Here is a 13737-nt window from a genome sequence, read left to right as displayed (position 1 = left end):
ATGGCCGAGATCACCTGCATCGAAGACCTGCGCCGCCTGGCGAGGAAACGCGTGCCCCGGATGTTCTACGACTACGTGGATGGCGGCTCGTGGACCGAATACACCTACCGTGCCAACGAAGAGGATTTCGGCAGGATCGAGTTTCGCCAGCGCGTGGCGGTGGACATCACCGAGCGCAGCACCGCCAGCACCATGGTGGGCCAGCCGGTCAGCATGCCGGTGGCGATCGCGCCCACGGGTCTCGCCGGCATGCAGCATGCCGATGGCGAGATCCTGGCGGCGCGTGCGGCGCAGAAGTTCGGCATACCGTTCACCTTGTCGACCATGAGCATTTGCCCGATCGAGGCGGTGGCCGAAGCGACCGGCCGCCATCCGTTCTGGTTCCAGCTCTATGTGCTGCGCGACCGCAGCTTCGTGGAAGGCCTGATCGAGAGGGCCGGCAACGCCAACTGTTCCGCGCTCGTGGTCACCATGGACCTGCAGGTATTCGGACAGCGGCACAAGGACAGGAAAAACGGCCTGTCCACGCCCCCTCGGCCGACCCTGCGCAACCTCGTGAACCTGGCGAGCAAGCCGCGCTGGTGCTGGAACATGCTGGGCACCCGGCATCGCCATTTCGGCAACATCGTCGGTCACGCGAAGGGCGTGGACAACATCGGCTCGCTGGTGGAGTGGACCCGGGAACAGTTCGATCCACGCCTGTCGTGGCAAGACATCGAATGGATCAAGAAGCGCTGGAACGGCAAGCTGATCGTCAAGGGCATCCAGGATCCCGAAGATGCGCGGCTGGCGGTTGAAAGCGGGGCCGATGCCATCGTGGTGTCCAACCACGGCGGGCGGCAGCTCGACGGCGCCTCGTCGTCGATCTCCACCCTGCCACGCATCGTGGAGGCCGTCGGACATCGGGTGGAGGTGCACATGGATGGCGGCATCCGCTCGGGGCAGGACGTGCTGAAGGCGATCGCCCTCGGGGCGCGCGGCACCTACATCGGCCGCGCCATGATGTACGGCCTGGGCGCCCTGGGGGAGAAAGGCGTTGCCACGGCCTTGCACCTCATTCAGAACGAACTCGATCTCTCCATGGCCTTCTGCGGCAAGACGGATGTCCGCGGCGTCGACCGCGAAATCCTGCGCATGCGCTGAGGCCTACTGGCAGAGAAAGTCGACGAGGGCGGCCATCATCCGGTCGCAGGCTTCGATCTGCGACAGTTCCACGTATTCATCGGCCTTGTGCGCCACCTCGATGCTGCCGGGGCCGCAGATCAGCACCGGCGTTTCGCGCCAGCTCTGCTTGAACAAGCCGCCTTCGGATCCGAAATCGACCTTGGTGCAGCGGGTGCCGGGGGGCAGCAAGGAACCGAGCAAGCTGACGGCCGGCGAATCCTCGGGCGTGCTCAGGCTGGGATAGCTGTTGGTCAGCTGGATGTTCGGCAACGGGGCCTCGGGATGCACCGCATCGGCCGCCACGCGGTCGGCCAGGCGCTGCAGCACGCGGGCCAGGATCTCCTCGGGCTGATCTTGCGAGACATGGCGGATCTCGAAGCTGACTTCGCATTCGCTGGGCACGATGTTCAGGGCCCGTCCGCCGTGGATCACGCCGACATGGACCGTGGAGTAGGGTACGCCGTAGCCTTCCTCGCGGGGGCCGGTCTCCGACAGTTCGCGCTGCACCTCGCGCACCGACGCGACGAGGTCAGTGGCCATGTGGACGGCGTTGATGAACCTGGGCGCCAGGCCCGAATGGCCGGCCTGGCCGCAGCAGACGGCCCGATAGGCAGACTTGCCCTTGTGACCCGTGCCGATACGCATCAGCGTGGGCTCGCCGACGATGCAAAGGTAGGGTGCAGGGAGGTCGTTCTCGAGCCGGCGCAGCAGGTGGCGCACGCCGACGCAGCCGATCTCCTCGTCGAAGGACAGGGCCAGTTGCAGGGGGCGCTTCAGCGGCCTGCGGGCCGCAGCCACCATGGCGATGACGGCGCAGGCGACGAAGCCCTTCATGTCGGCCGCGCCGCGTCCGTAGATGCGGCCATCCTTGTGCGTGGCCTCGAAGGGCGGCGAAGTCCAGGGCTGGCCGTCCACGGGCACCACGTCGGTGTGCCCGGAGAGCAGGACACCCGGAACGCCTTGCGGGCCCACCGTGGCGAACAGGTTGGTCCTGCTGGCGTCCTGCGGGTCCGGTGCAAGGGTCGATTCGATGCCGGCTTCCGCCAGGATCTCCTGCACCTTGTGGATGAGCCCGATGTTCGGTTTCAGGGAAACCGAGGGGAAGGCAATCAGGGTCTCCAGCAGCGAGGTGCTGGACATGCTTGCGGCACTTTCTTGATCCATGGCGATGCGTTGGGCGCTTCAGGGCGCTGCGATGTGGGGGTCGAAGAATCTCGCCGCGCTCATGCCGGGGATGTACTGGTCGGAGATGTAGGCGCGGCAGCGCTCCATGAAGACGCGGGTCAGCCGCGACTGCTTCATCGGCTTGTAGGTTGCCAGGCCAAGCTGCATCGGGCGATTGGTGCCGGCCAGGCGCACACGCACCATGCGTTTGCCGTCGAGCGCCTGGTTCGATTTGGGCCGCACGTTGAACAGCGCATACCCGATGCCGTTGGCCACCATGGAGCGCACCACTTCCTCGGACCGCGAGCGCGCCACGATGTTCGGCGTGACGCCGGCCTTGGCGAAAAGCGAGGTGAAATACTCCCGGCTCATCGGCAGGTCGAGCAGCACGTAGGGCTGGGCTGCCAGCTCCTCGAACGTGACGGCCTTCTCCTGCGCCAACGGATGCAGTTCGCTCACCAGCACATAAGGCGGCAGCGTCGCCAGGGTTTCGAACTCGATGTCGTCGCCCAGGTGCAGGTCGTAGGTGATCGCCAGGTCGATCTCGAGCGCACGGATCTTGTTCATCAAGACCACCTGGTCGCCTTCGACCATCTCCACTTCCACCGTCTCGAACGCCCGGGAAAATCCGAAGATGACCTCGGGTGCAATCATGGCGGTGAGCGACTGGAAGCTGCCCACCCGCAAGACGCCTTGCATGACATCGCTCGAATCCGAGGCGATCTCATACAGGCGGGAAGACTGGTCGAGCACGTCTTCGCACTGCCGCAGCACCAGGGTGCCGATGGCGGTCAGTCCCAGTCCCTTGGAAGGATGGCGCACGAACAACTGCACGTTCAGCTCGGACTCGAGATGCGCAATGGCCGCGGAGATCGAAGGCGAGGAGATATGGATCTGCGCCGACGCAGCGGCGATGCTGCCGTGCGTCGCGGTGGCGACAAAGTACTCCATCTGACGCAAGGAAACGCGGTTGAGCATGTCGAGGTAGAGAAGAGGCTGGGGAGCGGCGCGGGACGTTGACAGTCCAGTGTACCGGCGGCCCTTCAGAGGTCTCCAGGCACCCCGAAGCTGGGGGCTGCACGCGGGTCGAGCGCCCGCGTGATGTAGGCCTGCAGCTGCGGTTCATACACCTTCCAGGTGGCGTAGAGGGCCTGCACCGGGTCGAGCTCCACCCAGTCCAGCCGCAGATCCACGATCGGCCAGTTCTGCTCCCCGTAGACCAGCAGGCCGGCCGAATGCACTGGGCCTTCCTCGCCACCGGCCGCCTGGCCGGCGAGCATGGCCTGCATCAGGCGTTCGGCCAGCGGGCCTTCGGCGCTCTCGAATGCCGAGAGCATCGCCTGGGGCACCTCGCGTGTGAGCAGCATGTTGCCGGCGCATGCAGCATGCGTGCCGACCACGCTGGCCAGGGTGCCGAGCGCCTTGGCCCCGGTGAAAACCACCGGGGGGTTCGACGCATCGATGGCCATCACCTGGCGGTAGTCGATGAAGGGACGCTTTTGCAGCTCGGCCACCGCTTGCGCCGGTGTCAGTCCGCTGGCGAGCAGGTCCAGGGCGAGCGGGCCCAGGTCCGGATCGGTGATGTTCTGGCTGGCGGCGGCGCCCACGTGCGTGCGGCCGCGGATGCAACGCGCGGCGACCGCGGGGGAGGACGAGGCAACGGCGGCACCGAACTGCCCGGTGGCGGGGCAGCGCGCGATGATGGAGAACGTCATGGGGCTCAGTCGGGAATCATGGCCGTGGCATCAATTTCCACCAGCCATTCCGGACGGGCCAGGGCAGACACCACGATGCCTGTCGACACGGGAAAAACCCCTTTCAGCCAGCGGCCCACGACGAGATATACGGCCTCGCGGTAACGCGGATCGATGATGTAGATCGTGATCTTGCAGATGTCCTGGAGTTCGCCGCCGGCCTCCTTGAGCAGCATCGCGATGTTCGCCATGGCCTGCTCCGCTTGACCGCTGACGTCCCCGATACAGACGCTCTCGGACGTTTCAAGGTCCTGCCCGATCTGCCCGCGCAGGAAAACGGTGCTGCCTCGGGCGACAACGGCCTGGCAAAGGTCGTTGTCGAGCTTCTGTTCCGGGTACGTGACCTTGGTATTGAAAGGCCGGATGCGGGTGTGTTTCATGTTGCTGGGGGCTGATGACGGGAATGGCAATGGTCATCGGCGCCGGGCATCGGTGCCATTTGTATTTTCCGGGCGACCGTTTAGGAATTTCCGAGCTTTGCCCGCGGACCCGCGCCCATCAGGAAAATTGAGGCACCTCTAAGTAAAAGGCGACTTGGCCGCAAGTCGCGAGTTCCACATCATCCGGTCGCTGAGGTGAGTGGACATGGTGCTGGCGCAATGCTTGCACTTCAGTGCGACTCGCCGACGGATTGCCAGCTCCGACCAACGTTCAACTTTTCGATCTGAGGGTTTTCAATGATTCGCAAGCTTTTGACACTGTGCGTGCTTTCCGCCACGCTGGCCGCCACATCGGCCTACTCGCAGGACAACGCCCTGGTGGTGAGCACATGGGGTGGCAGCTTCCGCGACCTCATCGACGAGAACATCGGCAAGGAGTTCACGAAACAGACCGGCGTGCCGGTGAAGTACGTGACCGGCGGCACCATCGACCGCCTGAACAAGGCCAAGCTCGCCTCCAAGCCCGAAAGCGACATCACGTTCACGACCTCGCATGTCGGCTGGCTCTACGTGAACAGCGACCTGTTCGAGCAACTCGACAGCAGCAAGATCCCGAACGCCAGCCGCCTGGTCGACCGCGCCAGGATCAGCCCGTACCACATCGGCAGCTGGGCCTATGTGTATTCCATCGGCTATCGCGCCGACCTGCTGCCGCCCAGCGTCAAATTCGAAAGCTGGAATGACCTGTGGCATCCGGCCCTGAAAGGCAAGATCAGCGCCCCTGACTTCGATCCCAGCCATTTGATTGCGGTTTCCGCCATGCTGTCGGGCGGAGATGCCAGGTCCTGGGAAAAAGGCCAGGACAAACTCAAGGCGCTCAAGCCCAACTTCAAGGCCTTCTATACCAACGACGCCAATGCGCAGCAATTGATCGCCACCGGGGAAACGCCCGTCGAAGTCATTCTTTCGATGAATGCGTACCACATGGCCAGCCAGGGCGTGCCGATCAAGGTGGTCATGCCCAAGGAAGGTGCGGTGCTCGGCGTTGACACCATGGCCATCATGAAGGGAAGCACCAAGGCTGACCTGGCCCACAAGTTCCTGAACATTGCGCTGTCGCCCGAAGTGCAGTCGAAGATCGTGGCTTCGAAGAAGGCCAGCCCGGTCGTCGACAACGCAACGGTTTCGGCCGAAGACGCCAAGCTGCCCGGCGTGTTCACCACCAAGGCACAGTGGGACACCCAGACCATCGTCATCGACAACAAGCTGCGCGCCGAGAAGACTGCGGAGTGGCGCAAGTGGTTCACCGAGAACATCATGAACTAACCCCGTCGGGTCTCTGGAACAAGGTTCAGGAATGCGCTCCGATCTACGGGCCTGGCTGGTATCTCCAGCCGTCATTGTTGCGATGGGCATCGCCGTCTCGCTGGCCGCGGTGTTCCAGTTCAGCTTTCGGGCGTTTGTCCCCGGCTCACTGGATGTCGGCGGGCTGACCTTCGCCAATTTTTCCGGCATGGGCAAGTCGATCTATCTCGACGCGTTTGCCAATACCTTGTTGCTGAGTGTGGAGACGACGGTGTTTTCGCTTGTCGCCGCCTATCCCCTGGCCTACGCCCTGGTTCGCGTGAAGAACCGGGCTCTCAAATCCTTCATCCTGATCGTTTCGATCACGCCGCTGTTCCTGGGTGAAATCGTCCGGACCTACTCGTGGATCGCGGTGCTGGGCAGCAACGGCTTCATCAACGGCACCTTGCGAAAGCTCGGCTTGATCGAATGGCCGTTCGAGCTCATGTTCACCCACCTGGGCGTGCTCGTTGCGCTGGTGCACGTGACGATTCCCGTGGTGGTCCTGATGCTCGCCACGGCGATCTCGCACATCAACCGCGACTATGAAAAGGCCGCGCAAAGCCTGGGCGCGGGCCCCGTCAGGACTTTCGTCACGGTCACGCTGCCTCTTTCGATGCCGGGCATCCTGGCCAGCATCACGACCGCCTTTGCCTGGACCTTCAGTGCCTTTGCGACGCCCCAGATGATTGGCGGAGGCCGCGTGCCCACGGTGTCGACCCTGGTCTACCAGCTCGGCTTTTCATCCATGAATTTTCCGCTGGCAGCCAGCTTGAGCGTGATGGGGCTGCTGATGACGACCGCGGCGCTCTTTGCCTTGGGACTGCTGACGAAGCGCCTGAAGGCCGTGGGAGGACACTGAAATGAAAATCCGAAGTTCCCTGCCTCTGCCGCTGCGTGTTGCCGGGCCGCTGCTGATCGCCATCCTGCTTGCATTCGTATTGTTGCCGGTGGTGGTGGTGACGATCGCCGCATTCAACGAAAAAGCGATCCTTGCCTTTCCGCCTGAATCGTATTCGCTCAAGTGGTTTGCGCGGGTGTTCAGCTATCCGGATTTCCAGGAAGGATTTCGCTCGAGCATGGTCGTCACCGGATGGTCTTCTTTCCTGGCCTTGGTGATCGGTACCTGTCTGTCCATCGCCGTGAAGCGGCTGGAGTTCCGGGGCAAGCAGCTCCTCCTCGCGATCCTGCATTCGCCGCTGGTGGTGCCGCACTTCACGTTGGGGCTGGGCCTGCTCATCCTGGTGTCGCAGACCTCGGTGCAACGTGGATACGGCATCGTCATCCTGTGCCACGTCATGCTGGTGCTGCCCTTTGTGCTCAGGAGCGTCTATGTTTCCATGGAGAACCTGGACGAACGGCTCGAGCAGGCGGCGGCCAGCCTGGGCGGGTCGCCGGTGAAGGTGCTTTTCACCGTCACGGTTCCTCTTCTGGCTCCGGGGCTCTTCGGTGGATGGCTGTTCGCCGCCATCATGTCTTTCAGCGAATTCACTGCATCGCTTTTCGTGACGACACAGGACACGCAGACGCTGCCGGTGGCCATGTACAACTATGTTCGGGAGTTTGCCGACCCGACCCTGGCGGCGCTCTCCGCTGTCTACATTGCGGTGACGGCGGCGCTGCTTGCGTTTGCCAACTATTTTCTGGGCTTGGGAAAAGTCCTCAACATCGAGGACAACCACTAGGGTAGCGCCTGGGGGCGCCGGACACGCCCGGGGCATGGTGGCACTGCTGGTGGCGACGATTGCAGTGGCGGCGATCCCTGGCTGTCGATCGCGTTTCTTTGACGGGACGGGACCTGCTCTCAGAGGTTGGCGGCTTTGCCCCTGGCGCTTGGAACTCGGGGCAGCAAGGCCTTGATGCGCTGGCGAAGCAGCGCGGGTGTCACAGCCGGCGTCATTTGCAGCACCGCCATGCAGCGGTCCATCCGTCCGTGGCGTGTCAGCAGCGCGTTCACGGCCTTTGCCAGATCGCTGTCGTCGGCCCAGCGATCCGAATTTGCAAGCAGCTTGCTCGCGGCCATGTCCAGCGCTGTGAGCGCGGCAATGTCGCCGATGCGGTCTTGCTCGCCTGGTATATCGAGCTCGATACGTGCTTCGAGCACGATCTCGAACTTGATATCGACGTCACCCACACGCACCATCGATCGGATGCCATATTGATCGGCGCGAAGTTCGCCGGTCTGCTGAATCTTCGCGCCCTTGCGGGCCAGCGCGCTCAGCCCCTGCTCACCGGTCAGCAGCTGGCGCAGCTGCCGGTAGCCATCGATATCGGAAACGAGGAAGTCGATGTCCACCGATTCGCGGTACTCGCCATAGCGAAGCGCGATGGCCGTGCCGCCGCCGAACAGGCAGTGGTTCTCGGCGAGCAAGTCGGCATCGAGCATTGCAAGTGCCTCGGCGACCCGTCGGTGGTGCGGTCGTTCAAACATGCAGCGGCTTTCTGCCCAATGCGCGTGCCAGTTCGTCGAGCAGTTGCCGCTCCCGCGCATCGAGCGCCGATGCGTCGACATGGCGCCAGTTGCGTTCGTAGGTGGCCCACGCCTCTGCGGGTGTGAGCTCGGTATCCGGCGCCAACTGCCAGGCGAGCCGGCGCAGTTGGGGGTAATCGGAGATTCGAACGCCGCCCGCAATAGGCACCGGGGGTGCGGATTGCGTTGACGGGACCACGTCGACATCCAGCCCCAGCGCGGCGAGGGCATTCATGTAGGCCCCCATCGTGACCGAGGGCTCGCCGCGTTCGATACGGTGCAGCGTCATGCGGGACACGCCCGCAGCCTCCGCCGCTGTGGTGGCGCTGACTTTCAGGGCCTTGCGGCGAGCGTGGATGCGCCGGCCGAACGCTGCGAGGCGGCGATCGGCCGCCGGGGCGAGGGGTGGGGCTGCAGAAGGCATATATGTATCTCATATTAGACAAAACTTGAGAATATGTCCAGAATGAGAGACATAAATAGGAGTTCTGCCGTATGCAACTCGGAGCCCGCCTTCAACCGTCGGCCCGGAGCGCGCGCCCGTCCGGCAACACGGACCCGATCAGTCGACCTTGATGTTGTTCGCCTTGATGAGGCGGCCCCAACGTTCGCGCTCGCCCTTCACATACGCGGCCATGTCGTTCGGCGTGCCTGGCAGTCCTTCGACGCCGAGCGCCAGGAACCGGGCCTTCACTGGGGCCGAGTTCAGTGCATCGACCAGTGCCTTGTTGAGTTTCTCGACCGTCTCTGCGGGCGTGGCGCTGGGCACCGCCAGTCCCTGCCACGCATAGGCCTCGTAGTCGGACAGCCCTTGCTCCGCGAGGGTCGGCACGTCGGGCAGCGTCGCGATGCGCTTTGCGCTGGCAACGCCGATCGCCTTGACCTTGCCGGCCAGCACGAACTGGTTGCCGCTGGCCGTGTCGACCATCATGAAGGGCACCTGGCCGCCGAGGATGTCCTGCATCGCAGGCGCCGCGCCGCGGTAGGCGACGTGCGTCATCGCGGTGCCGGTCTTTTCGCGCAGCAGCTCGGTGGCCAGGTGGTGCGGACTGCCGGCGCCGGCCGACGCGTAGTTCACGCCGCCCGGCTGCGCCTTGGCCCACGCGATGAACTCCTTGAAGTTCTTCGCCGGCACCTGGGGACCGACCACCAGGACGAGCGGGAAGCGCGCCAGCATGCCGACCGGCGCGAGGTCCTTCTCGGCGTTGTAGCTGAGCTTGGAAAACAGGAACGGGTTGGCTGCGAGCGTGGCGAAGTCGGCCGTCAGCATGATGCTGCCGTAGTCCTTCGAGCGGGCGGCGTAGTCCGCGGCGATGTTGGTCGCCGCACCGGGCTTGTTGTTGATGACGATGGGCCGGCCCAGGCTCTTTGTCATCGCCTCTGCCGTGGCGCGCGCAACGGAATCGGAGCCGCCGCCCGCGGCGTAGCCCACCACCCATTCGATGGGCTTGCTGTCCTGCGCGACGGCGAGATGGGTGCTTGCGGCCAGCGCCAGGCCGGTCAGGAAAAGGCGAATCATGGGTTTGTCTCCGGTGGTTGTGATGGGTGCTTTCACTGGCGTGCCGCAGCGGCGAACGCCTCGCGCAGCACGGGCAGCGATCCGATGTGATTGGCCAGGACCAGCACCAGCCGCGCGTTGAAGGCGTGGCTCTGGTCCGTGGAGAGCCCCTGGTGCGCTTCGATCAGCGCTTCGTAGAAATCGTCCGGGGCCTCGATGTTCGGTGCGGTCGTCAGTTGCGCGGCAGCGGCTTGCGGCATGGCAGGATTCCTTCAGGCATTGCAGAGTGCGCGATCGAGCGCGGCGCGCATGAGGCCGGCGTCGGCCCGGCGCCAGCGCCCGCACACGTGCTGGTCGGGGCGCAGCAGGTAGACCGTGCCGGCGCGTGCGTCGTAGCGCTCGGCCGCCAGCGCATGAGCTTCATCGATCGGGATGCGCACCGTCTCGATGGGTACACCGGCGGCGGTGCCAGCCTCGGCCGCAGCGCGGGCTGCGCGGTCCGCGACCTCGCCGCTGCCGAACACCACGGCCGTGAACGTGCCCCTGCCTGCTTCCTGCAGCAGCCACCCCGCGGTGCCATCGGCGCGGATCACCGGCGCGTCCGCCGCCACGGCGCCCGGCACCATGCGCCCCTCGAAGGCGTCGGCGTCCGGCGTGTTCAAGGCCGAGGTGTGCAGCGTGGCCGGCACCGACAGGCGGCCGCTGTTGACCAGGGTGCGTGCAAAGGCGTGGAACTTGGCAAGTTCCAGTACCGCGTCCCGGAACAGCCTGCTGACCTCGCTCTTGGGCGTGATGAAGTCGGTGGCGCGCGTCGAGTTGAGGATGTTCTCGTCGGCGGCGTACTCGCGCTCCTGGCCGTAGCTGTCGAGCAGCGCGTCGGGCGCCTGGCGCTGCAGGACCGCGGCAAGCTTCCACGCCAGGTTCTCCGCATCCTGCACACCCGAGTTGGCACCGCGGGCGCCGAACGGGGAAACACCGTGCGCAGAGTCTCCGGCGAAGAACACGCGGCCGTGCCGGAACCGGTCCATCCGCAGGCAGGAGAAGGTGTAGACGCTGGCCCATTCGAGATCGAACTGCGCGTCTTCACCCAGCAGCGCCTTCACGCGCGGAATGATCTTTTCGGGTTTCTTTTCTTCCTCCGGATCGGCGTCCCAGCCGAGCTGGAAGTCGATGCGCCAGACGTTGTCCGGCTGCATGTGCAGCAGCACGCTCTGGTTGCGATGGAATTCGGGATCGAACCAGAACCAGCGCTCGGCGGGCCGGTCGAGCTTCATCTTCACATCGGCGATCAGGAAGCGGTCCTTGAACTGGCGCCCCTTGCTTTCCAGCCCGAGCAGTCCGCGCACGCTCGAGCGGCTCCCGTCGCAGGCCGCGACGTAGCCGGCATCGAGCCGGTAGGGCCCCTCGGGGGTCTCGACCGTCAACGCGACGTGGTCCGCGTACTGCACCGCGCCCGCGACCTTGTTCTTCCAGCGCAGGTCGATCAGCGGCAACTCCGCGGCGCGCTCGGCCAGGAAGCCTTCCACGTAGTACTGCTGCAGGTTGATGAAGGCGGGGCGCGCATGTCCGGTTTCCGGCAGCAGGTCGAAGCTGTAGATCTCCTCGTTCCTGAAGAACACGCGGCCGACGTTCCACGACACGCCCTTGCCGACCATGCGGTCGCCGCAACCGAGCCGATCGAAGATCTCGAGCGTGCGCTTCGCAAAGCAGATGGCGCGCGAGCCGGTGGACAGCGCGTTGTCGTTGTCCAGGAGGACCACCGGAATCCCGCGCTGTGCCAGGTCGATGGCCAGCGCCAGCCCCACGGGGCCTGCGCCTATGACGACCACCGGGCGGCGCACCGGTACCGCGGCGTCCTGGTCGGGATGGCGGGTGTAGTCGAACACCAGCTTCTGGTAGTCGAGGGCGTCCCCCTTGCGGGACGCAAGTTCATTCGATGGCATGGCTTGTCTGTCTCCTGCGGCGCGAGGCGGGTTCAACCCTCCAGCGTCTTCCACATCTCGATGTCGCGCTCGGCCGTCCAGATGCGCGGGTGCGGGTGCTGGGTCACTTCGTCGTAGCAGCGCGTCACGTCGAAAGGCATGCAGTGGTCGAAGATGACCCAGTGGCCGTACTTGGGTTTGAGCTGGGCGAAGGTGTCCTGGTAGACCGCATGAAGGTCCTTGCCCGCGGCCACGCCGGCTTCGACGCAGGCGCGCACGTCGGCAATGAAGCCGCCGGTGGCCCTGAGGCCGGCGGCCACCTGCTCCTCGCCCAGCAGGGCGGGGCCGCGGCCCGGAACCAGTGCGGCGGGTTTCAAGGCTGCGAGGTTCTCGAGCGTCTGCGGCCAATCCTTGAAATAGGCATCGCCGGCGTAGGGCGTGGCATCGAACTCGACCAGGTCGCCGCTGAGCAGCACGCGGTCCTGCGGCAGCCAGACCACCGTGTCGCCCTTGGTGTGGCCGCGCCCGAGCTGCAGCAGCTGCACCTCGAGCTTGCCGAGCCACAGCGTCATCTTGCCGGTGAAGGTCATGGTGGGCCATGTCAGGCCCGGCGGTACGGTCTCCACGTTGCGGAACAGGCGCGGGAAGCGGCCGATCTCGCTGGCCTTGTCCTGTTCGCCGCGCTCGACGATCAGGTCGCGCGTGTCCTGGCTCGCAATGATCTGCTGCGGATCGAAGCCGCTCGCGCCCAGCACGCGCACCGCGTGGTAGTGGGTGAGCACCACGTACTTGATCGGCTTGTCGGTCACCTCGCGGATGCGCCTGACCACGTCCTGCGCCATGGCCGGCGTGGCCTGGGTGTCGGCCACGAGCACGGCGTCGTCCCCCACGATGATGCCGGTGTTCGGGTCGCCTTCGGCGGTATAGGCCCAGGCGTGTTCCGAGAGCCTGGTGAAGCTGACCTGCTTCTCTTCGAGGTCGGCTTGCGAGGCGAATTTCTTGGCGGTGTTCATGCGGGGGCTCCTGGGTCTGGATTTGTCTAAAACAAACGCGTTTGCAGTATGCAATCTGAATTTGTTTATGGCAAACTAATTTGCATAGGAGGAATTAGGTGTTTTCCCCAGGGTCGGCCCTGCCGAGGGCCTGCACGCGGTGAATCCCTTCCTCCCGCGCGAACTAGACTTGCGGCAACCTGAAAGGCGATATGCGAGACAGCCACCCCGAAGAAGCTGCGAAGGAAGACAAGGCGCAGCGGGCCGTCCAGGCGATCGAAGTCGGCGGGCGGCTGTTGCTTGCGCTGGCCGACAGCCAGACGCCCTTGACGCTCAGGGACCTCTCGAACCGATCCGGGCTGCCCGCTTCACGTGCGCACCCGTATCTGGTGAGCTTCGGCAAGCTCGGGCTGATCGAACAGGAATCCGACACCGGCCGCTATGCGCTCGGCCCGGCCGCGCTGCGCCTGGGGCTGACATGCCTGCACCAGCTGGACCCGGTCCGGGTGGCGTTGCCCGTTGCCCAGCAGCTTGCGGCGTCCACCGGGCATGCGGTCGCAGTGGCCATCTGGGGCAACTTCGGACCAACGATCATCCGGATGATCGAGGCGCGCGAACCGCTGCACGTCTCCATGCGCGCTGGAACCGTGATGTCGATACTCGGCACGGCCACCGGCCGCGCCTTTGCCGCCGTGCTGCCCGCCGAACGCATCGAGAAGGCCATGGCGGTAGCGCTCGGAGACCCGGACGATCGGAAGGCGCCGCTGCGCAAGCCGAAGGCCGGGGAGCTTCAGCAGGCTGTGGCGGAGCTTCGCGAGCACGGCGTCACGCGCGCCGAGGGAAAGCCGATTCCCGGCGTCAACGCCTTCAGCGCCCCCGTGCTCGACCACGATGGCGAACCCGTTGTGGTGATCACGGCGCTCGGGCATCGGGACGGTTTTTCGGCCGACTGGAACTCCAGCGCCGCGACCGCCGTTCGCAATGCGGCATCCGAAGCATCCAGCCGCCTTGGATGGCGAAACGCCGGAACCTTGCGCCCGCCCGGGTGA

15 protein-coding genes are annotated in these 13737 nt (G+C 65.0%); 5 read left to right on the top strand and 10 right to left on the bottom strand.

Annotation, left to right across the window (positions count from 1 at the left end):
• Positions 1-1143, top strand: coding sequence for an alpha-hydroxy acid oxidase (locus EJO66_RS30705; protein ID WP_125967043.1), 1143 nt, complete (start codon positions 1-3; stop codon positions 1141-1143).
• Positions 1144-1146: 3 nt separating this feature from the next.
• On the opposite strand, the gene argE is transcribed toward EJO66_RS30705, so the two are convergent.
• The 4 genes from argE to EJO66_RS30685 all read right to left on the bottom strand — a co-directional run bounded on the left by argE (position 1147) and on the right by EJO66_RS30685 (position 4462).
• Positions 1147-2304 (bottom strand): acetylornithine deacetylase, encoded by a 1158-nt coding sequence (gene argE, locus EJO66_RS30700; RefSeq protein WP_164547955.1) that lies wholly within the window; start codon positions 2302-2304, stop codon positions 1147-1149.
• 42 nt (positions 2305-2346) lie between these two features.
• Complete coding sequence (locus EJO66_RS30695) at positions 2347-3306, bottom strand: LysR substrate-binding domain-containing protein (RefSeq protein WP_124960798.1); 960 nt, start codon at positions 3304-3306, stop codon at positions 2347-2349.
• 65 nt (positions 3307-3371) lie between these two features.
• Positions 3372-4043: a DUF1028 domain-containing protein gene (locus tag EJO66_RS30690; RefSeq protein ID WP_125967041.1), complete on the bottom strand. Its 672-nt coding sequence runs from the start codon at positions 4041-4043 to the stop codon at positions 3372-3374.
• 5 nt (positions 4044-4048) lie between these two features.
• Positions 4049-4462 carry a RidA family protein gene (locus tag EJO66_RS30685; protein WP_047783773.1) on the bottom strand — a complete coding sequence of 138 codons (414 nt, stop codon included), beginning with the start codon at positions 4460-4462 and terminating at the stop codon, positions 4049-4051.
• A 297-nt stretch (positions 4463-4759) separates the two neighbouring features.
• Between EJO66_RS30685 and EJO66_RS30680 the strand changes: the two genes are divergently transcribed.
• The 3 genes from EJO66_RS30680 to EJO66_RS30670 are packed head-to-tail and all read left to right on the top strand — an operon-like array spanning position 4760 to position 7491.
• Positions 4760-5788: an ABC transporter substrate-binding protein gene (locus tag EJO66_RS30680; RefSeq protein ID WP_125967040.1), complete on the top strand. Its 1029-nt coding sequence runs from the start codon at positions 4760-4762 to the stop codon at positions 5786-5788.
• Positions 5789-5819: 31 nt separating this feature from the next.
• Positions 5820-6668 carry an ABC transporter permease gene (locus tag EJO66_RS30675; RefSeq protein ID WP_047783775.1) on the top strand — a complete coding sequence of 283 codons (849 nt, stop codon included), beginning with the start codon at positions 5820-5822 and terminating at the stop codon, positions 6666-6668.
• A 1-nt stretch (position 6669) separates the two neighbouring features.
• Positions 6670-7491: an ABC transporter permease gene (locus tag EJO66_RS30670; RefSeq protein WP_125967039.1), complete on the top strand. Its 822-nt coding sequence runs from the start codon at positions 6670-6672 to the stop codon at positions 7489-7491.
• A gap of 119 nt (positions 7492-7610) precedes the next feature.
• On the opposite strand, the gene EJO66_RS30665 is transcribed toward EJO66_RS30670, so the two are convergent.
• The 6 genes from EJO66_RS30665 to EJO66_RS30640 form a co-directional block, all read right to left on the bottom strand.
• Positions 7611-8192 carry a nucleotidyl transferase AbiEii/AbiGii toxin family protein gene (locus EJO66_RS30665; RefSeq protein ID WP_240648919.1) on the bottom strand — a complete coding sequence of 194 codons (582 nt, stop codon included), beginning with the start codon at positions 8190-8192 and terminating at the stop codon, positions 7611-7613.
• A gap of 37 nt (positions 8193-8229) precedes the next feature.
• Complete coding sequence (locus EJO66_RS30660; RefSeq protein ID WP_125967037.1) at positions 8230-8700, bottom strand: helix-turn-helix domain-containing protein; 471 nt, start codon at positions 8698-8700, stop codon at positions 8230-8232.
• Positions 8701-8838: 138 nt separating this feature from the next.
• Entirely contained in the window at positions 8839-9795 is a 957-nt protein-coding gene (locus EJO66_RS30655) for a Bug family tripartite tricarboxylate transporter substrate binding protein (protein ID WP_125967036.1), read from the bottom strand.
• Positions 9796-9827: 32 nt separating this feature from the next.
• A complete protein-coding gene (locus tag EJO66_RS30650; RefSeq protein ID WP_124960805.1) occupies positions 9828-10034 on the bottom strand; it encodes a DUF2783 domain-containing protein in 207 nt (68 codons plus the stop codon).
• Between the two features lie 12 nt (positions 10035-10046).
• Positions 10047-11717, bottom strand: a complete 1671-nt coding sequence (locus tag EJO66_RS30645; RefSeq protein ID WP_125967035.1) for an FAD-dependent oxidoreductase — start codon at positions 11715-11717, stop codon at positions 10047-10049.
• Positions 11718-11749: 32 nt separating this feature from the next.
• On the bottom strand, positions 11750-12709 hold the full coding sequence (locus EJO66_RS30640; protein WP_125967034.1) for an MBL fold metallo-hydrolase: 960 nt from the start codon (positions 12707-12709) through the stop codon (positions 11750-11752).
• A 191-nt stretch (positions 12710-12900) separates the two neighbouring features.
• Between EJO66_RS30640 and EJO66_RS30635 the strand changes: the two genes are divergently transcribed.
• The gene (locus EJO66_RS30635) at positions 12901-13737 is read left to right on the top strand and encodes an IclR family transcriptional regulator (protein WP_125967033.1); all 837 of its coding nucleotides are present in this window, start codon (positions 12901-12903) and stop codon (positions 13735-13737) included.

Source organism: Variovorax beijingensis, from assembly GCF_003951285.1.
Lineage (GTDB): Bacteria > Pseudomonadota > Gammaproteobacteria > Burkholderiales > Burkholderiaceae_C > Variovorax > Variovorax beijingensis.
This window is presented reverse-complemented; position numbering and strand designations above follow the sequence as displayed.